The organism is Marinibaculum pumilum, from assembly GCF_042646425.1.
GTDB classification, from domain to species: domain Bacteria; phylum Pseudomonadota; class Alphaproteobacteria; order Ferrovibrionales; family Ferrovibrionaceae; genus Marinibaculum; species Marinibaculum pumilum.
Genome location: NZ_JBHRTR010000023.1, coordinates 175,858 through 197,960, shown reverse-complemented (window position 1 = coordinate 197,960; position 22,103 = coordinate 175,858). Strand labels below are relative to the sequence as shown.

Sequence of the window (22,103 nt, the reverse complement as noted above, 5' to 3'; positions counted from 1 at the left end):
GGCGCCGCCATCGCCCGGATCGTTGACGATATTGCCGCCGTCGCTGCCACCGTCGCCGCCATCGCCGCCGACGGAGGTGACGGCAAGGCCGATGCCGCCGGTCGCCGATGCCGTAACCTTGCCGTCCAGGGTCAGGCCTGCCGTCCCCGCCTTGCCGCCGGTGCCGCCGGTTCCCGGATAGCCGTTGAAGAAGCCACCGCTCACGCCACCGCCATTGCCGCCATTGCCGCCGGTGGAGGCGATCTGCAGGCCATAGAGGGTGGTCTCGAACAGGTCGACCAGGGCCGAGCTCTGCTTGCTCACCTTGACCTGGGCGCCTGACCCCACCGTCACGGTAACAGCACCGCCCTCGCCCGCGGCCGGCCCGTCGACGCTGGAGCGCTCCGTCGTGCTGGCATAGGCCCCGCCGCCGCTGTCGCCGCCGGTCGAGGTCGCCACGAGCCCGTTCACGAGCGGCCCGGTTGCGGTGACGTCGCGTTCCACGGTCAGGGTGACGGCGCCACCATTGCCGCCATCCGATGCCGAGACGTTTTCGTCGCCATTGCCACCGGTTCCGCCGACCGTGGTCAGCAGGATCACCGATTGCGGCAGGTCGCCATCGTAGCTGAGCGACCGCGACACGGTCTCTGTGATGTCCCCGCCGGCGGTGCCGGCGCTGGACGAGACGTTGGACTCGATCTCGTTGTGCTCGCCATTGCTGCCATTGCTGCCGGTTTCCGTGCGGACCAGGCTGTCCTGGGCCATGGCCGCAGCGGGTACCAGGGTCAGGCAAACCAGGGCGGTCCCGGTCAGCAGGCCGGATCGCAGTGTGGCTGCGGGCATGGTCGAGCCTCCATACACTTGGCACCTAGGATTTTTGCTGCCCTTCGGTGCCTGTGCCTGCATGAGACAGGCGGTTGCATTTCGGTTGGTACCGGCAACATGCATGCCGGAGGCCGGCGATCCCCGATCCTAGGCGATTCGCCCCCCGTACAGTCCGGATGCCGGCCATACCGGGACGTGCGTGGAGGGCCGGTCGTCCCTTCATGGGACGGTGGCGATCGCCTGCGGCCATTGCCACTTTGGGCGGTGTCCCCATATGCACCCGGAGTCTGGAACCGAGGGGGGCTGTCATGAAATTCGGGATCGGACAGGGCGTCAGGCGGACCGAGGATCCGGTGCTGGTCACCGGGCGCGGTCGCTATACCGACGACGAGGCCGCCCCGGGCGCACTGCGCGGCGTGGTGCTGCGATCGCCGATGGCCCATGGGCGGATCCGCAGGCTCGACACAAAGGCGGCCCGCGCCGCCCCCGGGGTGGCCGTCGTCCTGACCCATGACGAGATCGCCGCCGACGGTATCGGCAATCTGCTCTGCCTGGTGGAGGTGAAGAACCGCGACGGTTCCGACCGGGCCGACACGGCCCGGCCGCTGCTGGCGAACGGCATCGTGCGCCATGTCGGCGATCCGGTCGCCTTCGTCGTGGCCGACACCCTGGCCCATGCCCGCGACGCCGCCGAGCTGATCGAGCTGGAGATCGACGACCTTCCCGCGGTCACCGACACCTACGGCGCGGCGCAATCCGGCGCGCCGCAGGTCTGGGACCATATCGACGGCAATCTCGCCTTCGACTTCGCCGCCGGCGACGAAGCCGCGGTCGAGACCGCCTTCGCCGCGGCGGCGCACCGGGTGTCGCTGCGGCTGGTGAACAACCGGCTGGTGTCCAATGCGATGGAGCCCCGCGCCGCGATTGCGGAATACGACGCCGACAGCGGGCGCAGCACCCTGACCCTGCCGAGCCAGGGGCCGGTGGTACCCTGGAACCAGCTCTGCGGCATGCTGAATCTGAAGCCGGAGCAGCTGCGCTGCGTCACCCGCAATGTCGGCGGCGGCTTCGGCACCAAGGCCTTCCTCTATCCGGAGGCGGCGCTGACCCTCTGGGCTTCCCGCCGGCTGCAGCGGGACGTGCGCTGGACCGGCGAACGCGCCGAGATCTTCCTGTCGGACGCACAGGGCCGCGACCATGTCAGCGAGGTGGAACTGGCCCTCGACGCCGACGGCCGCTTCCTGGGCCTGCGTGCCACCACCTATGCCGCGCTCGGCGCCTATCTCGCCAATTTCGGACCGATGATACCGACGAATGCGTCGGTCGGCATGTATACCGGCCTCTACCGGATCCCCGCCTTCCATGTGTCGGTGAAAGGCGTGATGACCAACACTGTGCCGACGGACGCCTATCGCGGCGCCGGCCGGCCGGAAGCCGCCTATTTGATCGAGCGCCTTGTCGACAAGGCGGCCGCCGAACTCGGTATCGCGCCGGACGAACTGCGGCGGCGGAATTTCCCGGCCCCCGAGGCGATGCCCCACACAATGGGCCTGGGGGACGTCATCGATTCCGGCGAGTTCGCCGCGATCATGGAGGAAGCCATGGCGAAGGCGGACTGGCAGGGATTCGCCAGCCGCCGTGCGGAGGCGCAGGCCCGCGGCCGCCTGCGCGGCATCGGCCTGGCGACCTATGTGGAACGCTGCGGCGGCGGCGGCATGGCGCCGGCCGCGCTGCATTTCACCGCCGACGGCACCCTGGAGATCCGCTCCGGCACCCTCGATTCCGGCCAGGGCCATGCCGTCGCCTTCGCACAGATCCTGTCGGAGAAGCTGGGCATCGACGCCGACCGGATCGTGCTGCGCCAGGGCGACACGGATGCCACGCCGCCGGGCTTCACCGGCGGGTCGAAGTCGATCCCGATCGGCGGTGCCTCGATCCTGGGCGCAGCCGACAAGGTGATCGCCAAGGGTCGTGCCCTGGCAGCCGAGAGGCTGGAGGCGGCGGAAGTCGACATCGCCTATGACGACGGTGCCTTCACCGTCGTCGGCACCGATCGCGGCATCGGCCTGTTCGAGCTGGCCCAGGCGCTGGAGCCCGGCGTGCTGGATGCCGACCACGACCATACCGCCGAGGCGCCGACCTTCCCCAACGGCGCCCATGTCTGCGAGCTGGAGATCGACCCGGAAACCGGGCGGATCGAGATCTGCCGCTACACGGTGGTCGACGATTTCGGCGTCACCCTGAACCCTCTGCTGTTGGAGGGCCAGGTGCAGGGCGGCATCGCCCAGGGTCTGGGGCAGGCCTGGACCGAACATACCGTCTACGACCCGGAGAGCGGGCAGCTCCTGTCCGGCAGCTTCATGGACTATGCCCTGCCGCGGGCGGACGAGATGCCGGCCTACGACTTCTCCACCCACAATGTGCGCTGCCGCACCAACCCGCTGGGGGTGAAGGGCGCCGGCGAGGCGGGCTCGATCGGCGCCCCGCCCGCCTTCGTCAACGCCGTGGTCGATGCCCTGCGCTCAGCCCGGCCCGAGGTCGCGCATATCGACATGCCGACGACCCCGGAGAAGGTCTGGCGCGCGCTGCAGGCGGCGTGAGGGCGTTGCGGATCGCAGCGACGACGGTTCAATCCCCGACGAATGCCAGGAAGCGGCCGCTGACCAGGGCGCCAGCCCAGCAGGCGAGCGAGATGCCGCCCGACAGGCGCCGGCCCCGGCTGGACAGGGACGCCAGCCCCGGCCCGGCCTGCACCGCGATGGCGTGCAGGCTGCCGGCGGCGATCAGCGCCAGCTTCACCCAGAACAGGTCGATGCCGGCATAGCCGGGCGCGCGGGTGGAGAAGAGCAGCAGGCCGGTGAGAAGCGCGCAGGCCAGACCCGCCGCGGCCACCGGCACCAGGATACGGGCCAGCGGCTCCAGCGGCACGGCACGCCAGGCACCGAGCAGGCGCAGGTCGAGCGGCAGGATCGCGCCGACGAGGACAGCGAGCGACGCGACATGGGCGGTGTTGACCGCCGCATAGCCCCAGCGGGAGAAGCGGATCAGTTGCGCCGGCCCGCTCTCCGACAGCGCGGCGAGAAGGGCGTCCAACCGCTAGTCGCGGTTCGGATAGAGCTCGTACTTGCGCTCGCCGATCCAGAGGCGCTCCACCTTCAGGAGCTTCTCGTCCGGATCGGCGGAGGGTTCGCCGGAGACGGTAATCTTCACGCCCTTGGCGAGATCGCCTTCCTTCAGCCCGGAACGGTCGTTGCGATAGGGCTGGCCGACTTCGACCGTCCAGGCGGTGCCATCGACGTCCATCACCAGTTCCCCATGCGGCATGCCGAGCCGGGTCTCAGTGATGGTGCCGGTCAGTTCGACATTCTCGCCCGTCGTCCAGGCCCAACCGTGATGGGCGGATGCGGGGGCGAATATCGCCAGTGGTGCGAGAAGCGCTGTGGCCCCTGCAGCCAGGATGAAACGGCGGCGGTCGAGCATGGCGGCATCCTTCCCCATGGCGGCATCCTTCCCGTGGGTGGGTCGATGTCCCTAAGGTCGTCCTCGTTCGCCCGCGGTCAAGGCAGCGGCGGTGCGGCCGGCGATCCGGCCCAGGCTCACCGCGGTCAACAGCCCGTTACCGGACAGGTAGCCGGAGATCTGCCGGCCCGAGACGCCGCGCGCGGCCCCGCCGCCGGCCAGCAGGTTCGGCAGGGGCGCATCGCTGCCGCGGCGCAGCACCCGCGCCTGCCGGTCGATGCGCAGGCCGCCCTGGGTGTGGAACAACGCGCCGGTGACCCGGATCGCGTGGAACGGAGGCGCGAGGGGCAAGGTGGCCGCCATGTCGCGGCCGAACCTGTCGGGTCCATTCGCCGCCGTCTCCGCGATCGCGGCAGACAGCGCGGCTTCCGGAAGGCCGGTCGCGGCAGCCAGCGCCGCCGGGTCGGCGCCGGACCGCACCGCGCCCTGTGCCATTGCGTCGCGATAGTCGGGAAAGCCCATGCCCAGCTCGTGCAGCCGCGCGTCGTAGATGCACCAGGCCTGGCCGCCCGGCTGGCGCAGCACGTCGATGGCCTGCTCCGAATAGCCCTGATGCTCGTTCGAAAAGCGTTTGCCGGCGCCGTTCACCTGGATGCCGCCGGCCATCATCAGCGCCCAGGTGATCAGAATGCCGTGCGGCAACGCCACGGAACCATGGCCCTGCGCGGCCGACAGGTCCGCCCCCTCCCCGCCCAGCGCCTCGCCCCAGCGCAGGGCGTCGCCGGTATTGCCGCGATGACCGAAGTAGAGCGCATCGGCCAGTTCCGGCACGTGGCGCCGGACCAGCGCAGGATCGCCGCCATAGCCGTTGCAGGCGAGGATCAGGGCGCGGCAGGCAAGATCCTCGACACCGCCATCCGGGCGCTGCAACCGAACGCCGTGCACCAGGCCATCGCCATCTGCGAACAGACCTGTGACATGGGCGTCGCAGACCAGGTCGACCCCGGCCGCACCCGCGGACCTGGCCAGGCGGCCGATCAGCCCGGCACCGCTGCGCTCCGGCACCGCATGCATGCGATGGGCGCTGTGGCCCGGATAGAGGAAGTCGTCCAGCACCTGCCATTCCAGGCCGTGACGGTCGGCAAGCCATTCCAGCGCCGGCCCGCTCTCGCCGGCGACCGCGTCCACCAGGGCGGGATCGGCCTCGCCATGCGCCTTCGCCATGATGTCGGCGGCAAACCCTGCAGCGGAATCCGCTATCCCCTGGGCCGCCTGGAAGCGGGTTGCCGCCGCCGGCACGAAGCCCGACGAGAGCGCGGTGGAGCCGCTCGGCGCCGGATCGCGTTCCAGGACCAGGGGCACGGCACCGGCGTCCTGCGCCGAAAGGGCAGCGGTCAGGCCACAGGCGCCGCCGCCGACCACCAGGACCTCTGTTTCTGCGGCGAAGCGCGCCTCCGCCGCCGGCAGGATGCTCATCCCGCCGCCTCCAGCCGCGCGATCGTGGTGGCGCAGTCGGCGATCTCCGCCACCGCGCCCAGCGCCCGCACATGCAGGTCGTGCACCGCCGGGTCGAAGGCTGCGCAGCCGTCCGACAGCACGGTCACGGGGATGTCGCGGACATGGGCGTCGCGGACGGTCGAGGCGACGCCGCCATTGGTCACGATGCCGCCGACGATCAGGCGGTTGATGCCGGCGCGGGCCAGCACCCATTCCAGGCGGGACATGTAGAAGGCGGAATAGGCCACCTTCTCCACCGACAGATCGGCCGGTGCCAGGCCGTCGATCAATGCCTGGCCCCAGCTGCCGGGGGCGAAATCGCCGGGGCCCAGGAACGGCCGCAATGCCTTCAGGTGCGGCGAGATCAGCGGCGACCCGTCCTTGCCCGGCACCAGGGTGAAATGGGTCGAGACGATCCAGCCGGCGGCCGCCCGCACCGCCGCGGCGACGGGCGCGAGCCGGTCCGGCAGCGCGGCGATCGGCGCCGCCGTGGCGCCGCCGCGCGCATAGGCGCCGTCGGGGTGCAGGAAGTCGTTCTGCATGTCCACCAGCAGCAGCGCCGTCTGCGCCGGCATCCATGGTCCGGGATCGCTCATCACTCCAACTCCGACTGCCGCGCGATCACCAGGTTGCCGTAGCGGTCGACCTCCGCCGCCAGGCCGGGATCGACGAAGATGGTGGTGTCCGGCTGCTCCAGCAGCGCCGGGCCTTCGATGCGGGCACCGACCGGCAGGGCCAGCCGGTCCCAGACCTTCGCGGTCTGCCCCCGGCCGCCGGCATGCACCTGGCGCTCCCCCAGCAGGGCGGCTTCGATACGCGCATCGGATCCGGGTGCCAGCACCGCCAGGTCGAACTTCGGCCGCTGCCCCACCACCGTGACCCGCACGTTCAGGATCCGGATGCCGAGGCCCTGCAGCACCTTGCCGTAGGCGCGGCGATAGGCGCCCTCGAAGGCGCCGCGCACCGCCGCCTCGCCCAGGCCCAGATCGGCCGCATCCGGCTGCAGTGGCACCTGGACCGCGACGGTATGGGTCTGTCCCAGATAATGCATGTCCAGCTCGACCCGGCTCTCGATCCCGGCAAGCGTGACCCCGGCACCGCCGACCAGGTCGCGGCCCTCCGCCTCCAGCTCCCGCACCGGCGCGGCCAGGGCCTGCGCATCCAGGCCGTCGAGCAGGCGGTTCACCGTTGCCACCTTGTCGAAGCGCATGTCCGCGATCACACAGCCCAGCGCGCTGGTCACGCCCGGGAAGCGCGGCACCAGGGCGCGGGCCAGGCCGACCTCTTCGATCAGGGCGCCAGCATGCAGCGCGCCGCCGCCGCCGAACGGCATGGCGACGAAGCGCTTCGGGTCATGCCCGCGCTCTACCGAGACCAGGCGGATCGCCGCGGCCATCTTGGCATTGGCGACCCGGATGATCGCCTCCGCCGCGGCCTCCGCATCCATGCCCAGCGGCCTGCCGACATGTTCCAGGATCGCCGCCCGCGCCGCTTCCACGTCGAGGCGCGCACTGCCGCCGCCGATGGGGCGCTCCGCGTTGATACGGCCCAGCACGATATTGGCGTCGGTGACCGTCGGCCGGTCATTGCCGCGGCCATAGGCGACCGGGCCCGGGTCCGAGCCGGCGCTTTCCGGGCCGACCTGCAGCAGGCCGCCGCGGTCGATCCGGGCGATCGAACCGCCGCCGGCACCGATGGTGGTGATCTCGATCATCGGCGACCGGATCACCATGCCGAAGTCGATGCTGGTCTGCGGACTGACGGCGCTGCGGCCCTCCGCGATCAGGGAGACGTCGAAGCTGGTGCCCCCCATGTCGCAGGTGATGACGTTGGGGAAGCCCGCCACCCTGGCGATCTCCGCCGCCGCGATCACGCCGGCGGCCGGGCCCGACAGCGCCGTCTTCACCGGGGTCGCGCGGGCGGTCTCCGCGGACATCACCCCGCCATTTGACTGCACTATGAGCAGCCGGCCGTCAAAGCCGCCGCTCTCCAGCCCTTCCCCCAGACGCGCCAGGTAGGAGCCGACCGGCGGCTGAAGGTAGGCGTTCAGCGCGGCGGTGGAGGCACGCTCGAACTCGCGGATCTCCGGCAGGATCTCGGTCGCGGCGGTGACGCAGTCGTTCGGCCAGACGGCGCGCACGGCGGCGGCAGCAGCCGCCTCGTTCGCCGGATTGGCATAGCCGTTGACGAAGAAGATGCAGACCGCCTCCACCCCATCCGCCAGCAGGGCGCGGGCCGCCGCCTGCACTTCGTCGGGGTCGACCGGCTGCAGGACGGTGCCGTCGGCCAGCACCCGCTCCGCTACCTCGCGCCGCAGGTCGCGCGGCACCACGGGCTCGAAGCTGCCCCACAGGCCCCAGGTCTGCGGCCGGTCGCGGCGGCGCATTTCCAGAACGTCCCGAAAGCCCGCGGTGGTGATCAGGCCGGTCCGGGCGCCCTTGCGCTCCAGCAGCGCATTGGTGCCGACCGTGGTGCCATGCACGATGGTCGCGACCCGACCCAGCTGGTCGACCCGCTCGGCAATGCCGGCGCGGATGCCCACCGACTGGTCCGGCCGGGTGGACGGTACCTTGGCCACCTGCGCGGTGCCCGCCGCCTCGCCCAGCACGAAGATGTCGGTGAAGGTGCCGCCGACATCGACGCCGACGACCAGGCCGCGCGCGGTCACGAGGCGCTCTCGCGCAGCACTGCCGTTGCGTGCCGGTCCAGGCTGCCGTCCGCAGCCACCACGCAGGCATAGTCGCGCCGCGCCGCCTCGGCCGTGACATAGCCGAGGCGTACGTCGGCGGCGACCGCGTCCGGATCCCGCTCCTGGGCCGGGCCATAGCCGCCGCCGCCCGGGGTCTCCAGCCGCACCTTCTGTCCGCGGTGCAGGGCAATGCCGCTGATCTTCGAGACCATGGCCGGATGGTGCGGCCCGTCATCCTGGTCGTAGGTGAAGACGTTCATCGCGGCCGGCCCGCCGCCGGCCACGCCGGGCGGCGCATGGCGGCCGCGCTCGCCGAACAGGAAGCCCGTCGCCTCCTCCTCCAGCAGCTCGATCTCGTAGACCGCGCCGCAGCCGCCGCGATGGCGGCCGGGACCGCCGGAATCGGGCCGCAACGCCCATTGCGTGAAGCGCACCGGATAGGCCGCCTCCAGGATCTCCAGCGGCGGGATGGTGGCGGTGGAGATCGGCGCATTGCCATGCGCCAGGCCATCGCCGGCCGGATGGCCGCCATGGCCGCCGCCAAAGAAGGAGAACATCACCCAGCGCTGGCCGTTCCTGCGATGCCCGGCGAGCGACAGGGCATTGATGGTGCCGTAGGCGCAGCCGTTCGAGATCGCCGGATCGGCCTGCGCCAGGGCAACGAACACCGCGTCGATCACCCGCAGGATGGTCTCCGTATAGCCGCCGACCGGCTTCGGCGCGCCGACGCTGAGCAGGCTGTCGGGCGGGATCACGAAGTCGATCGGCTCCAGCACGCCGGCATTGGCCGGCACCTCGCGGAAGACATGCTTCAAGGCCACGTAGCAGGAGGCGATGGCCGTGGAGCGCGCGATGTTGACCGGCCCGGCACAGGCGGCCGAGGTGCGGCTGAAATCCAGCTTCATGCGGTCGCCCGCGATCGTGACGTCCAGCGCGATCTTCAGCGGCCGGTCGACGATGCCGTCATTGTCCAGCCAGTCCTCCGCCGAATAGGTGCCGTCGGGCAGCTCCGCGATATGGCTCGCCATCAGTTGCGCGGCACGGGTGCGAAGCTCCGTCAGCGCCTGGCGGATGGTGCCGGCACCATAATCGGCAATCAGCGCGTCCAGACGCTCCGCGCCCAGCGACAGCGCGTTGAGCTGGCCGTTCAGGTCGCCGTACAGGCTGCCCGGCAGGCGCGAATTGGCCTGCAGGATGGCGACGATATCGTCGCGGAACTGGCCGCCGTCGATCAGCTTCACCGGCGGGATCAGCATGCCCTCCTGGAAGCTCTCGGTGGCGACCGGATTGTAGTTGCCGGGCACGTTGCCGCCGACATCGTGCCAATGCCCGACGGAGGCCAGCCAGCAGAACAGCTCTCCGTCGTGGAAATGCGGCCGCACCAGCTTGAAGTCCGACAGGTGGGTGCCGCCGTCATAGGGGTCGTTGAAGATATAGGTGTCGCCGGGCACGAGCGGCCGGTTCTCCGACGCGACCCTGTCGATCACCGCCTTCACGGCGAAGGACATCGCACCGACGAACACCGGCAGGCCGTTCTTGCCCTGCACCAGGGTCTCGCCGCTTTCGGGATGGTACAGGCCATGGCTGGCGTCATGCGCCTCGGCGATGATCGGGTTGAAGGCGGAGCGGAACAGGGTCGCGTCCATCTCGTCGGCGATCTGTTCCAGCCGTCCCTTCAGCACCGACAGGGTGACCGGGTCGAGCGCCCCCTGCCCCGTAGCGAGCCCGGCCTCAGTCGCGGCTGTCATAGCGTTTCGCCTCCTCCAGGATGCGGGCGGTGCCAAGCAGGCCGTTCAGGCCCGCGAAATCGAGCATGCGGCCGGCATGCGGCGCGGTCGTGCCATGCGCCTTCAGCACCGCGAAATAGTCCTGCGCCGCCTTCGCCAGCGCGCGCACCAGGCCGCCGGGGAAGATCGCGATCGAAAAGCCCAGCGCCTGCAGCCGGTCGGCCGGCAGGAACGGGGTCTTGCCGCCTTCCACCATGTTCGCCAGCAGCGGCACCCGGCCGGCGAAGCGGGTACAGGCCGCCTGCATCTCGGCCTCGGTGCGCAGCGCTTCGACGAACAGGAGGTCGGCGCCCGCCTCCAGGTACTGCTCCGCACGGTCCAGCGCGGCTTCGGTTCCCTCCACCGCGACCGCATCGGTGCGGGCCATGATCAGCGTGCCGGCGTTGCGGCGGGCATCGACGGCGGCGCGGATCTTGCCCGCCATCTCCCCCGCCGGGACCAGGGTCTTGCCGTCCAGATGGCCGCAGCGCTTCGGCAGGTCCTGGTCCTCGATCTGGATCACCGTGGCGCCCGCCGCCTCGAAGCTGCGCACCTCCCGCTGCACGTTCAGGGCATTGCCGAAGCCGGCCTCCCCGTCGACGATCAGCGGCAGGTCGCAGCGCTCGCGGATCATCGATATGGCGTCGGCGATCTCGCCGCGGTCGATCAGCCCCAGGTCGGGCCGGCCGAGCCGGGTATAGGTCAGCGAGGCGCCGGACAGGTAGAGCGCCTCGAACCCCGCCTGCTCCGCCAGCATCGCGCCCAGCGCGTCGTAGATGCCGGGCGCGACGACGATATCGCCGCCGGCCAGCCTGGCCTTGAAATCTCCGCTCATGATGCTCCCTGGAACCGGGCCTTCAGATAGGGGATCAGCCCGCCGGCCGTAACGATCGCCGCCAGATGCCCCGGTACCGCGTCGCTGTCCATTTCGATGCCCGCCGTTTCGTCGGTCACCCGGCCTGCGGTCGGGTCGACGACGAGCCGGTCGCCGTCGGCGATGCGGCCGCCATGGTCGCAGACCAGGGCTGGCAGGCCGAGGTTGAAGGCATTGCGGTAGAAGATGCCGCCGAAGGACGGCGCCAGCACGCAGCCGACGCCGAGGATCCGCAATGCCTGCGCCGCCTGCTCGCGGCTGGAACCCATGCCGAAATTCCGTCCCGCCACCACGATATCGCCTGTCGCGACATTGGCGGCGAAATCCGGCCGCACAGCCTCCATGCAGTGGCGGGCCAGATCCTCCACCGGGCCGCGCATATAGGCGCCCGGGGCCAGGATGTCGGTGTCGACATCGTCGCCCACGACCCAGGCGCGGCCGGTGATTGCCGGCAGTCCGGTCATCGCGGCGCCTCCGCCAGCAGCGGTCGCGGATCGGCGATGCAGCCGGCGACCGCCGTCGCCGCCACCGTGTAGGGCGAGCCCAGCCAGACCTTGGCGCTGGCCGCCCCCATCCGGCCGCGGAAGTTGCGGGCGGTGGAGGCCATGCAGGTCTCGTCCTCCGCCAGCACGCCGGCGCCATAGCCGGCGCAGGCGCCGCAGCCGGACGGCAGCAGGATGGCGCCGGCCTCCGTCAGGGCGGCCAGGGTGCCGTCGGCCGCCGCGGCGGCCGTGATCCGGGTGGAGGCCGGCGCCAGCAGAAGGCGCGTGCCCGCCGCCACGCGGCGCCCCTTCAGCACCCGGGCGGCCGCGTGCAGGTCCTCCAGCTTGGCGCCGGTGCAGGCGCCGATATAGCACTGGTCGATCGCGGTCGGTTCGGCATCCATCACCGGCCCGGCATTGGCGGGGCTGTGCGGGGCGGCGACCTGCGGGACCAGGGCGGCGGCGTCGAAGTCGTGGCGTTCCGCCACCGGCGCGTCGGGATCGTCCTGCCAGTCCTGCCAGGCACCGGGATCGCCGCCGGCGGCGCGGATCGCCTCCGCCGTCACGGCATCCGGCGCGATCAGGCCGGTCTGCGCCCCCAGTTCCGCCGCCATGTTGCTGAGAGTCATGCGCTCCGTCATCGACAGGCCGGCGATCGTCGGGCCGGCATATTGCACCACCTGGTAGCGGCCGCCATCCATGCCCAGGGTGGCGCAGAGATGCAGCATCATGTCCTTGGCGCAGACGCCGTCCGCCAGCGCGCCGCTCCAGTGCAGCAGGATCGTCTCCGGCACCCGCAGCCAGGTCTCCCCGGTCGCCAGCACCCCGGCCATGTCGGTGGCGCCGATGCCGAACATGAAGGCGCCCCAGGCGCCGCCGGTCGGCGAATGGCTGTCGCCGCCGACGACGAACTGGCCGGGCCGCAGATGCCCGCGCTCCGGCAGCACCACGTGGCAGATTCCCATCTGGTCGTAGAAATGGCGGATCGACTGCGCCTTCACCCAGTCGCGGGTGAGCTTCAGGATCGCCGCGCTCTGCGCATCGACCGCCGGCACGTAGTGGTCGGATACCACCACCACCCGGTCCGGGTCCCAGACCCCGGTGCCCAGCTCCTCCAGCATCGGCTTGACGCGCCGGGGCCCGCCGGAATCGTGGATCATCGCCAGGTCGACCCGGGCGGTGACGATCTCGCCCGGCCGCACCCGGTCGCGGCCCGCCGCGCGGGCGACGATCCGCTCCGCCAGGGTCGATGGCAGTGGTGCCTGCATCGTCAGGGACTTCCCAGGTTCGGCAGCCAGAGCGCGATCTGCGGCTCGATGATCAGCAGCGCCACCAGCAGCATCGCACAGGCCATGAAGGGGATCGCCGCGACATAGATCTCGGCCATCGTCGTGCCCTTCGGCGCCACCCCCTTCATCACGAACAGCAGCAGGCCGAAGGGCGGCGTCGTGAAGCTGATCTCCAGCGCCAGCAGCACGACGACGCCGAACCAGATCGGGTCGAAGCCCAGCTGCAGGGTGGCCAGCGGATAGAATATGGGGATCGTCAGCAGCATCATCGACAGCTGGTCCATGAACATCCCCAGGACCAGGAGGATGCCGAACATTGCCAGCAACATCACCAGCGGCGCCAGGTCGAAGCCGGTGACCCAGCCGATCAGGCCGCTGGAGGCACCCGACCAGGACAGCAGCTGGCTGAAGGTCGCGGAACCGAAGATGATCAGGAAGGCCATCGCCGTGACCCGCAGCGCGCCGGTTACACTCTTCACAAGCGATTTCCAGGTCAGCGCCCGATATGCCAGCGCCAGCAGCAGGACCCCGATCACGCCGACGGCCGCGGCCTCGCTCGGCGTCGCCCAGCCCAGCAGCATGAAGGCGATGACGATGACGACCACCAGGGCCATCGGACCGATGTTCACCAGGAACATCCGCAGCTTCTCCGCCAGGGCCACCGGCGGCATGTCGTAGGCGGGCGCCGCCTTCTTGTCGACCATGGTGATGCCGAAGATCATCGCGGCATACATCGACGCCAGCACCAGCCCCGGCACGACGCCGGCGATCAGCAGCTTGCCCACGTCGATCTTCGCCAGGGTCGCCAGCAGCACCCCCAGGGCCGAGGGCGGGATGATCATCGCCAGGCCGCCGGTCCCCAGGATCGGCCCGATCGACAGGATCTTCTTGTAGCCCCGCTTCGTCATCTCCGGGACCATCAGCGAGCCCATCAGCGCGGTGGAGCCCATGCTCGACCCCGACAGGGTGGCGAAGGCGGTGCCGCCCGCGACGGTGACGTAGGACAGCCGCCCCGGCACCCGGCCGAGCAGCCGGTCGACCGCGTCGAACATGCGGTTCGCCAGGCCGGTATGGAAGAACAGCTCCCCCATCAGCAGGAACAGCGGCACCGGCGCCAGGGCGAAGGAGGTCATGGACTCGAAGGCATTGCCCAGGAAGGTCAGGATGCCGCCGCTGCCGCCCATGAAGATCACGGCGCCGATCAGGTTGGCGGTGATGAAGGCGAGCGCCACCGGGAAGCCGAACGCCATCAGCGCCAGGATCATCCCGATCATCAGGGCAAAGGCCCAGTACCACTCCATCTAGCTGTCCCGTCCCGTCCGGCAGTGCCGCGGTACCTTGCGGGACAGGCAGTCCGACGGGAGCGGCCTATTCATGGATGCCGATCTCGCCGCTGTGCAGGATCTCGCGGCCGAAGACATAGCGCAGGCATTCGATGCCGAGCAGGCCGAAGCCGATCGGCAGCGAAATGCTGACCCAGGCGCGCGGGATGTCGGGCGCCCGCCAGTCGTACTTCGCCGTCGCGATGTCGCCCGCCACGAAGTCGATGCCGTACCAGGTCAGAATGGCGCAGACGACGGCCGCTCCGGCGGCGACGCAGCGGCTGATCACGTGGCGGGTCGCGTCCGGCACCGACGCGGTCAGAAGTTCGATGTAGATATGGCCACGTTCGCGCATCAGCCAGGGTACGCTGAACATGGTCATGTAGAGCAGGCCGAACTCCACCGAGGTGAACAGCCAGTCCGGCGCCTGCAGGGCGGTCTCCCGCAGCAGGATCTGCAGGGCGACCACCAGGGCGGTCAGGAACAGCATGATCCCCGCCACAACGGCGAGTGCGGTGATCATCCAGTCATAGGCGCGGACAAGGGGGGCCAGGGGCGCGGACAACGGCGGTGGATCCGGTCTCAGTTGGCACAGGCGGGGAACCGCGGCCGGCGGGTTCGGCGCCGGCCACGGTACCGGTCAGGCGACGGTCAGGACTGGCCGCCGGCCTTGAACTTCTCGACCAGCATGTCGAAATCGCCGGCCCGGCCCTTCGCCTCCATATCGGTCTTCATCCGCTCCATCGCCGCCGCCTTGGCGGCGTTGACATAGGCGGCGGCCGCCTCTTCGCTCAGCTTGAAGGACTTGATGCCGCGCTTCTCCTGCTCGGCATATTCGGAGTTCTGCTGCTCCTGCAGCGCCTCGAAGCTCGACTTCTCATGCGCGATGGCGACGTCCTGCAGGATCTTCTGCGCCTGCGGCGACAGGCTGTTCCATTTCTCCAGGTTCACGATCACGCCCAGGTCGGTGGAGAAGAAGGCCGGGTCGATGCGGTATTTCAGGAACTTGTCCCAGTTCCAGTCCATGATGCCGATGGAGGTCCAGGGGGTGGCGTCCACCGTGCCCCGCTCCAGCGCGGTATAGACCTCGTTCGACGGGATCGTGGCGACCGTGGCCTCCAGATAGCCCTTCAGCCATTCGTTGTAGATCGGGTTGCCGCGCATCTTCAGGCCGGAGAAGTCCGGCTTGCCCTCCGCCGTCACCTTCGGCTCGTCGATCGTATAGATGTGGAACGGGATGCCGCTGTCCATCCAGCCCAGATACTTCACGCCCATGTTCTTCTGGTGGATCTGGTCGTAGATCTCCAGCGCGCCGCTGGCGCGCGCTTCCGGCCCGTTAATGCTGGAGGCGACCAGCAGGTCCTTCTCCGGAATCGTCGAGGTGTAGAAGCTGCCCGGCGTGTAGACCATGTCCACCACGCCGCGCTGCACCGCCTGCGGCTGCTCGAACATGGCGATCGCCTCGGGCCCGCCGCGGACCTCGATCTTCACGACGCCTTCGCCTTCCTTGTTCACCTTGTCGACGAATTCCAGGAAGCTCTGGCTGTAGACGAGGTTCTTCGGGAAGGCATGGACCGCGGTCAGGACTTCCTCGTCCGCCGCAGCCGGCGCGGCCGACAGCCCGGCAATGGCGACGGCGGCCGCCGCGCCCAGCGCGATGCGCGAAAAGATCGTCATGGTCTGTCTCCCTCTCCAAGCGGATGGCCCGGCCTGGCGGACCGTTGTGGAAATCCCGATGAAGCCTCGGACCCCGGATGCATTGCCCGGACGGTTCCGTCTGTCCCGCGTCGTCCCTGCGCGCGCGGCTCCTTGAATTCGTATTCTGTCCGGCCCGCAAAGCCCCCGCAAGGAGGCCGCCCGGCGGGTTCCCCGACGCCTGCGGCCGGCAGCCGCATCGTTGGTTCAGACAAACACCCTAAGGTGTCGCGACCGCGTTGCCCAGCACGCCATCCAGCAGGAAGCGGCGTGCCGTCAGGATCGCACCGCGCCGCATGTCGGCCATCGCCTCGGGGCTCGCCCAGGCGGCGTGCGGGCTGAGCACCACCCGTCCCCGCGCCCAGTCGGCGCCGTCGCGCACCGCGGCGATCAGCGGATGCGCCGGATCCGGCGGCTCCACCGGGAAGACGTCCAGCGCCGCACCGCCCAGCCGGCCCTCCTGCAATGCCGCGGTCAGCGCGTCGAGGTCGACCAGGCCGCCGCGCGCGGTGTTCACCAGCAATGCGCCCGGCCGCATCGCGGCGATCGCACCGGCATCGATCAGGTTCCGCGTCTCGTCGGTCAGGGCCAGATGCAGGCTGACCATGTCCGCCTCGCCGAGGGCCGAGGCCAGATCGTGCACCCGCCGGATGCCCAGGGCCTTTTCCATGCCGCCTTTCATCCGCGGGGCCCAGGCCGCGACGTCGATGCCGAAGGCCTGCGCGCGGCGGGCGGTCGCCACCGCGATCGGCCCCAGGCCCAGCAGCAGCAGACGTGCGCCGGACAGGCGGCGCACATGATCCGGCACCGGCAGCGGCACGAAGTCGCTGCGACGGCCGCCGGCAAGCCTGCCCTGGAACGCGAACAGGCCGCGGGCCAGGGCCAGCAGCATGGCGACCGCATGGTCCGCCACTTCGTCGGTGCCGTAGTCGGGCACGTTGCAGACGGCGGCGCCGCGCGCCGTCCAGGCCGCGACATCGACATTGTCGACGCCGACCCCGACCCGGCAGAGCAGGCGGACATTCGGGCAGCGCGCGGCGATGTCCGCGCCATAGGTCATGCGGTGATAGACCACCAGCGCATCCGCGGCCGCCCAGTCGGCCGGCGGCAGGTCGTCGGGACCCTTCGCACGGGCGACCTGCAGCTCGCAGGGGGCGGCCGCCTCCCGTTCCAGCGCATAATCGTCGGGGAACTGCGCGTCCGGGATCAGGATCCGGCTCATGCCGCGCCGGTGCCGCCGGTCCGTGCCACGAAACGGCAGTCGGCTGCGCCTGTCGCGGCGCAGGCCACCTCCTCCACCGTCGCGGACGCGCCGAGGACCATCCCGGCCACGGCGGCGAACATGCCGGATATCGGCGCGCATACCGGCCGTTCCGCCGGGCCATGGCCCGCGGCGAACGGCGAATTGCCGACCGTGAGGTCCAGCTGTCCGGCCGCCACCGGGCCGAAACGCCAGCGCCCCCATCCCAGCTGCGGTGCCGTCCCGGCGATCACGGAGAGCAGTGCCTCCGGCGCAGCCGCGCCCATGTCGCGGTATTTCCGCGCCGACCCGCCGCCATGTTCCTCGATCGAGGCCGCCAGGGCAGCCAGCGCCGGCCCGCGCGCCTCCGGGGGCATGCGGCTGAACATGCCCATCAGCCCGTCGGGACGCAGGATGAGGTATCGGATGGCGCCGTCGCGGATCTCGCCCCCTTCCTCATCCCAGACCAGGCGCTGGCGGAACGGTGGCGGGCTGTCGCTGGTCATGCCTCCTCCTTCGGCGCTTCCGCCGGATAGCGCGCGGCCGCGATCCGGCGCAGGTCGCGCTTGTCGGTCTTGCCGACCGTGGTGCGCGGCAGTTCCGCCACGATGTCGATGCTGGCCGGCAACTTGTAGCGGGTCAGGCGCTCCCGGCAATGGGCCAGCAGCGCCTCGGGCTCTGGCGCCGCACCCGGCCGCGCCACCACGAAGGCGCGCACCACCTCGCCGCGATAGGCATCCGGGGCCGGGACGGCGGCGGCCTCGGCCACGTCGGGATGGGCGGCGAGCACCTCGTCGATCTCCCGCGGATAGACGTTGTAGCCGCCGACAATGGCCATGTCCTTCTTGCGGTCGGTGATGAACAGGATCCCGTCGCCGTCGATGCGGCCGATATCGCCGGTATGCAGCCAGCCGCCACGCAGCGCCTCCGACGTTTCCGCCGACCGGTTGCGATAGCCGGTCATCAGCTGCGGCCCGCGCACCCGGATCTCGCCCTCCTGCCCCTGCGGCAACGGCCCCTCGCCGGTCACGGCGTCGACGATCTCGACCTCCGTCTCCGGCGCCGGCAGGCCGACGGAACCGGGTCGGCGGCACGCTTCGGTATTGAAGCTGATCACCGGCCCGGCTTCGGTCTGGCCATAGCCTTCCAGGACAGGTGCGCCGACCACCGCCTCCCATGCCCGCAATGTTGCCGCCGGCAGCGGTGCGGCACCGGAATAGCAGAGCCGGACGGTGCGCCAGTCAGTGGCGGCAAAGCGTTCATGGGCCATCAGGCCGACGAACATCGTCGGCGCGCCGGGGAACAGGGTGATCTTCTCCCGCTCCACAAGGTCCAGCACCGCGTCCGGTTGATAGCGCGGCAGGATCGCCAGATGCCCGCCGCAGCCGGCCGCCAGATGCAGTCCCATCGCCAGGGCATAGGCATGGAACAGCGGCATCGCGCAGAGGATGCGTTCGCCCTCTGCCCGGGTCGGCAGCATCGCCTCCCGCTGGGCCACATTCGTCGCGGTCGCCCGATGGCTCAGGTCGACCCCTTTCGGCCGGCCCGTCGTGCCGCCGGTATATTGCAGCATGGCCGGCCAGTCGGGGTCCGGCGGCGGCGCCGGGCCGTGGCCGGATCCGCCATCGTCAAGGACAGCCAGTTCGCCGGGTGCGACCGTGCGGAAATGCGGGATGCCGAGCCGCGCCGCCAGGGGGGCCAGCGACGCCGCCCGGCCCGCGGTCGCCAGCAGCACCTGCGGCGCACCGTCGGCCAGGATCTCCGCCAGCTCGTGGTCGGTATAGGCGGGGTTCAGCGGCATGCATTGGGCGCCCGCCGCCAGCGCACCATAGGTAGCGATGCAGGCATCGACGCCGTTGGGCAGCAGCAGCGCGACCCGGCTGCCGCGCCCGGCCCCGGCGGCGGCGAGCATGCCGGCACAGGCGGTGACGGCGGACCAGTACTGGGCGTAGTCCAGGACCAGGCTGCGCCGGCCGGCCTCGTGGACGCTCAGGGCGATTGCGGTCGGGACACGGGCGGCCGTCGCCTGCAGCATATGGACGACGGTCGGAAATGCGGCAGGAAGGGCAGGCATGGCGTCAGAATGCCAGACCCGCCCCCAGCGACAAGGTCCAGGCCTCGTTGGTCGCTGCCGACCGGACCGCGGCGGCGGCGGCGTTCGTGCTCCAGTCATAGTACTGCGCTGCGCCGAACAGGCTGATGCCCGGGCCCAGCTGATAGGCCGCCCCGACGGAAACGCCGTCGAAACTGTCGGTCCGCGCCAGCAGGCGCGCCTCCTTCGACGCATACTGGACGCCGCCGCTCCAGGGGCCGGTCGCATAGGTCAGGCTGGCATTCCAGTCGGTCACGTTCAGATCCGCCGTAAAGGCATCGTCGAGGGAGCGGCGATAGCCCCCGCCCAGCGCGACCCCTTGATAGCCGATCGACGCACCGGCGCCCCATTGCCGCTGCGCGCCGGTGCCGGCGACACCCGGGACCGCGACCACACCGCTGCCCGTGTCGGCGCGGGTATAGGCCGCGTAGAGGCCCAGATCGACCGGCCCGATGGGGCGCTCGTAGGTCGCTGCGCCCTGCAGATAGTCATAGCCCTGTGCGATATTGCCGGCCGGCATTCCGGCATAGGAGCCGCCGCAGGGCGTGGTGCCGGCATTGCCCTCCAGGCATTGCACCGGCACATAGGACAGGCCCAGCTGCAGGCCGTGGATCTGCGGCGTGAAATAGTTCACCCGCTCCAGGGTCGCGGTATCCACCGTCGTCACCGGCGTTGCCGCCAGGTTGCCGGCGCCGAGGCTGTTGGTCGGATTGGCCGGCAGCAGGTCCGGGGTGTTCAGCCCCAGATAGGCGACAGGGTTGGCCGAGCCGATGACCATCTTGTCGCCGACGCCGTCGGTGGCCCCGTACTCGAAGCGGCCGAGACGGGATTCGAACCAGATGAAGGCCTCGTCGATCTGGTCGAGGCAATCCTCGGCGTTCAGCTTCACCAGGACACCGACGTCGAGCCCGTTGTCCAGCTTCGTGTCGCCGCTGAAGAAGATGCGCGACACGCGCAGGAAGCCGTTGTTGCGCCGGTTCTGGCCCGGCGCGTCGTCAATGGTGCCGACGATCCCGTCCGGCCCTGCGCCGCTGGTCTGGTCGGCAATGCTGAAGGCGCCGTAGAACTCGCCACCCAGCTTCAGGGCGATCGGCGCGCCTCCATTTTCCGCAAGCAGTCCCTGCGGCATGACCACCGCAACGGAGACCAAAGCCGTCGCCGACAGCAGCGCATGACGCGCGGCTCGACCGTCCGCCATCCCGTCCCCCTCCCCCGATCCATCGACCCCGCGGGAACGGTATCGGAGCCGTCGCAAAACTGAAACATCAATCCGCCAGCGGTGCCTCCCCCGCCGGTTCGAGCGTGCGGAGAAACGCGACCAGGTCGGCAATCTGCCCGTCGCTCAAGTGCAGCGGCCGCAGGATCGCCTCGCCGTCGGCATGCAGCCGCTCCATGTCCAGGTCGGAATAGTGCCGGACCACGCTCTCCAGATCGGGCAGGCTGCCGTCATGCATGTAGGGCGCGGTGGCACCGAGCCCCCGCAGCGAGGGGACCTGGAACTCGCCGAAATTTCGATGCTCCAGCACCACGCCCTCCGTGGCCCAGGCGCTCCGGCCCGCCGCATCGTCGTTGAACCGGCCGGCCAGGCTGTACGGCGAGGCCCGCAATTCCTGGATGCCGCCGTAGCGCCCCCTGTCGACACCGCCGCCGGGCAGGAAGAACGGCATGCCGATATCGGCGAATTCGCCGTTGGAGAAAGTCGGGCCGAAATGGCAGAGGCTGCAGCGCCCCGCCCCCACGAACAGCGCCAACCCGCGGCGCGCCGCCGCCGGATAGGCGCGGCCCGCCACCCGGTCGCCGCGCGCCAGCGCATCGCGGAACTCGTCGAACGGGGTGCGCGGGCTGACCAGGGTCTCCAGATAGGCGGCGATCGCCTTGGCGGACAGCACCATCGCCTCCTCCGCCGGAAGCGCGGCGGGGGTCGCATCGAACAGGGCCGCAAAGCCGTCGGCGGCCTGCCGATCCGCCGCCAGCGCGGCGCGGATTTCCGCCGCCGTGGCTGCCATCTCGCGCGGGGCCGTCATTGCCCGCAGGCTGGCCGCCCAGAGGCTGTCGGTGGCCCCGCCCCAGCCGAACCAGCGCTGGAAGCGGGCGTCCCACAGTCCGGGCGTGTTCCGGTCCAGCACCGGCGGCCCGGCCGCTCCCGGCTGCGGGCGTGCCGCGCCAACGGCCCTTCCGTCGTCGAACCCCGAAGCCGGATCGTGGCAGTCGGCGCAGGAGAACAGGCCGTCGCGCGACAGGGAGCGCAGGCCGAACAGGTGTTCGCCGAGCGCGATGGCCGCGCTATCGCCGGACAGCCGGTTGCCCGGATCCACCCCAGCCGCTGGCGGCCAGGGCCCGTGCGACAGAATCAGAGCGCGGGCCTCCGCGTCGAAGGCGGCGAACGGATCCTCCCCGGTTTCGTCCCCGGCCAGAAGCCCGAGCGGCCAGGCAAGAAGCAGGAGCGCCAGCAGCGCCCCGGCGGCGGTCATTGGACCTTGCGGTCGACTGCCGCTACGGTCCTGCCCGAAGGCCCGTCGAAGATGAACAGGAAGCGCCAGGAGCCAGGCATGTGCAGAAGCAGGCCCTCGGCCCGCCAGGCCGTGGCCGAGACGGCCTGCAGTCGTGGCCGGTAGTTCATGCCATGGCGATGCGCCGGCATGCGGGCATCCACCCCGGCGAGCGTCGCCGCCGCCGCGCCGCAACCCTTCACATCGACGGAAAAGCGCTGCCCGACACCAAGCCGCGGCGGGTCGAAGCGGAACAGGTAGGCCTGCCCGTCGACGGTGAGACTGCCGGCGGCATCGCCGCCATCAGCGAAGCGACAGCCATCGGGCGCCGCGGAAACGGTCGTCGCAGGCGCCACGACGGCGAGCGCGACCAGGATCAGTCGCGCCGGTAGCAATCCGCGCATC

19 protein-coding genes and 1 pseudogene are annotated in these 22,103 nt (G+C 70.6%); 1 reads left to right on the top strand and 19 read right to left on the bottom strand.

The genetic code is table 11. The features are described 5' to 3' along the window. Positions 1–822 (bottom strand): annotated as a pseudogene (locus ACFOGJ_RS10020) (hypothetical protein); the annotation flags it as partial. A gap of 290 nt (positions 823–1,112) precedes the next feature. Here ACFOGJ_RS10020 and ACFOGJ_RS10015 point away from each other — a divergent pair. Beyond that, positions 1,113–3,404, top strand: a complete 2,292-nt coding sequence (locus ACFOGJ_RS10015; protein WP_379899830.1) for a xanthine dehydrogenase family protein molybdopterin-binding subunit — start codon at positions 1,113–1,115, stop codon at positions 3,402–3,404. A gap of 28 nt (positions 3,405–3,432) precedes the next feature. Here the strand turns inward: ACFOGJ_RS10015 and ACFOGJ_RS10010 are convergent, their stop codons facing one another. The 18 genes from ACFOGJ_RS10010 to ACFOGJ_RS09925 form a co-directional block, all read right to left on the bottom strand. Beyond that, positions 3,433–3,897: a DUF2214 domain-containing protein gene (locus ACFOGJ_RS10010; RefSeq protein WP_379899828.1), complete on the bottom strand. Its 465-nt coding sequence runs from the start codon at positions 3,895–3,897 to the stop codon at positions 3,433–3,435. A gap of 3 nt (positions 3,898–3,900) precedes the next feature. Continuing rightward, positions 3,901–4,302: a DUF6152 family protein gene (locus ACFOGJ_RS10005; protein ID WP_379899826.1), complete on the bottom strand. Its 402-nt coding sequence runs from the start codon at positions 4,300–4,302 to the stop codon at positions 3,901–3,903. Positions 4,303–4,335: 33 nt separating this feature from the next. Then, positions 4,336–5,739, bottom strand: coding sequence for an FAD-dependent oxidoreductase (locus tag ACFOGJ_RS10000; protein WP_379899824.1), 1,404 nt, complete (start codon positions 5,737–5,739; stop codon positions 4,336–4,338). Further along, positions 5,736–6,356 (bottom strand): cysteine hydrolase family protein, encoded by a 621-nt coding sequence (locus ACFOGJ_RS09995; RefSeq protein ID WP_379899822.1) that lies wholly within the window; start codon positions 6,354–6,356, stop codon positions 5,736–5,738. The genes ACFOGJ_RS10000 and ACFOGJ_RS09995 overlap by 4 nt, the downstream gene beginning before the upstream one ends. Beyond that, positions 6,356–8,428, bottom strand: coding sequence for a hydantoinase/oxoprolinase family protein (locus ACFOGJ_RS09990; protein WP_379899820.1), 2,073 nt, complete (start codon positions 8,426–8,428; stop codon positions 6,356–6,358). Before ACFOGJ_RS09990 ends, ACFOGJ_RS09995 begins: the two co-directional genes overlap by 1 nt. Continuing rightward, positions 8,425–10,197, bottom strand: coding sequence for a hydantoinase B/oxoprolinase family protein (locus ACFOGJ_RS09985; protein ID WP_379899818.1), 1,773 nt, complete (start codon positions 10,195–10,197; stop codon positions 8,425–8,427). The genes ACFOGJ_RS09990 and ACFOGJ_RS09985 overlap by 4 nt, the downstream gene beginning before the upstream one ends. Further along, positions 10,181–11,050: an isocitrate lyase/PEP mutase family protein gene (locus ACFOGJ_RS09980; protein ID WP_379899816.1), complete on the bottom strand. Its 870-nt coding sequence runs from the start codon at positions 11,048–11,050 to the stop codon at positions 10,181–10,183. Before ACFOGJ_RS09980 ends, ACFOGJ_RS09985 begins: the two co-directional genes overlap by 17 nt. After that, positions 11,047–11,553, bottom strand: coding sequence for a LeuD/DmdB family oxidoreductase small subunit (locus ACFOGJ_RS09975; RefSeq protein ID WP_379899814.1), 507 nt, complete (start codon positions 11,551–11,553; stop codon positions 11,047–11,049). The genes ACFOGJ_RS09980 and ACFOGJ_RS09975 overlap by 4 nt, the downstream gene beginning before the upstream one ends. Further along, positions 11,550–12,839, bottom strand: coding sequence for a 3-isopropylmalate dehydratase large subunit (locus tag ACFOGJ_RS09970; RefSeq protein ID WP_379899812.1), 1,290 nt, complete (start codon positions 12,837–12,839; stop codon positions 11,550–11,552). Before ACFOGJ_RS09970 ends, ACFOGJ_RS09975 begins: the two co-directional genes overlap by 4 nt. A 2-nt stretch (positions 12,840–12,841) precedes the next feature. After that, on the bottom strand, positions 12,842–14,161 hold the full coding sequence (locus tag ACFOGJ_RS09965; protein ID WP_379899810.1) for a TRAP transporter large permease: 1,320 nt from the start codon (positions 14,159–14,161) through the stop codon (positions 12,842–12,844). Positions 14,162–14,228: 67 nt separating this feature from the next. Next, positions 14,229–14,747, bottom strand: coding sequence for a TRAP transporter small permease (locus tag ACFOGJ_RS09960; protein ID WP_379899808.1), 519 nt, complete (start codon positions 14,745–14,747; stop codon positions 14,229–14,231). A gap of 86 nt (positions 14,748–14,833) precedes the next feature. Continuing rightward, positions 14,834–15,859, bottom strand: a complete 1,026-nt coding sequence (gene dctP, locus ACFOGJ_RS09955) for a TRAP transporter substrate-binding protein DctP (protein ID WP_379899806.1) — start codon at positions 15,857–15,859, stop codon at positions 14,834–14,836. A gap of 238 nt (positions 15,860–16,097) precedes the next feature. Next, a complete protein-coding gene (locus ACFOGJ_RS09950; protein ID WP_379899804.1) occupies positions 16,098–17,099 on the bottom strand; it encodes an NAD(P)-dependent oxidoreductase in 1,002 nt (333 codons plus the stop codon). Continuing rightward, complete coding sequence (locus ACFOGJ_RS09945) at positions 17,096–17,623, bottom strand: V4R domain-containing protein (protein ID WP_379899802.1); 528 nt, start codon at positions 17,621–17,623, stop codon at positions 17,096–17,098. The genes ACFOGJ_RS09950 and ACFOGJ_RS09945 overlap by 4 nt, the downstream gene beginning before the upstream one ends. Further along, complete coding sequence (locus tag ACFOGJ_RS09940) at positions 17,620–19,191, bottom strand: AMP-binding protein (protein ID WP_379899800.1); 1,572 nt, start codon at positions 19,189–19,191, stop codon at positions 17,620–17,622. The genes ACFOGJ_RS09945 and ACFOGJ_RS09940 overlap by 4 nt, the downstream gene beginning before the upstream one ends. A 4-nt stretch (positions 19,192–19,195) precedes the next feature. Continuing rightward, complete coding sequence (locus tag ACFOGJ_RS09935; RefSeq protein ID WP_379899798.1) at positions 19,196–20,407, bottom strand: porin; 1,212 nt, start codon at positions 20,405–20,407, stop codon at positions 19,196–19,198. A gap of 67 nt (positions 20,408–20,474) precedes the next feature. After that, the gene (locus ACFOGJ_RS09930) at positions 20,475–21,680 is read right to left on the bottom strand and encodes a cytochrome-c peroxidase (RefSeq protein WP_379899796.1); all 1,206 of its coding nucleotides are present in this window, start codon (positions 21,678–21,680) and stop codon (positions 20,475–20,477) included. Then, positions 21,677–22,102, bottom strand: a complete 426-nt coding sequence (locus ACFOGJ_RS09925) for a hypothetical protein (protein WP_379899794.1) — start codon at positions 22,100–22,102, stop codon at positions 21,677–21,679. Before ACFOGJ_RS09925 ends, ACFOGJ_RS09930 begins: the two co-directional genes overlap by 4 nt. Between the last annotated feature and the right edge of the window lies 1 nt (position 22,103).